This is a genomic window from Intrasporangium sp. Soil_C_50 (assembly GCF_057656595.1).
In genome coordinates this window covers 1-390 of sequence record NZ_JBDGKB010000036.1, presented here as the reverse complement: position 1 = coordinate 390, position 390 = coordinate 1, and the positions used below count along the sequence as shown (strand labels likewise).

1 protein-coding gene is annotated in these 390 nt (G+C 73.1%); it reads right to left on the bottom strand.

Translation table 11 applies throughout. From position 1 onward, the window contains the following. Nucleotides 1–390, bottom strand: a 390-nt coding sequence (locus tag AC3A5R_RS23110; RefSeq protein ID WP_487623120.1) for an HNH endonuclease signature motif containing protein, incomplete at both ends; no start/stop codon positions are given.

Genomic DNA, 390 nt, shown 5'->3' with positions numbered 1-390 from the left:
GTCGGTGAGGGCTTCGCGCCAGTTCTTGGGGTAGGTGATGTAGTCGCGTCCGGCCAGGGTGGTCCAGTGCACGGCTCCGACGGGACGGGTCTCCCCGTCGGGGTCTTCGCGTCTGGCGGTCCAGGCGCCGGCGGTCTTGGGGTGGTGACAGCCGCGGGACAAGGACTGGAAGTTCGAGACTCGGGTGGGGCCGGCGGGCCAGGGGGTGATGTGGTCCAGGTCGCAGCGTTCGGCGGGGACCTGGCAGCCGGGGGCCCGGCAGGTTCCGTCGAGGGCGCGGACGTGTTCGACCATGGCGCGGGTCGGGGTGTACCGGTCGGTGGACAGCTGCAGCGCGGTGCCGGTGTCGACGGCGACGGCCAGGCGCTGCCAGACCGACCCGGGGGCGGT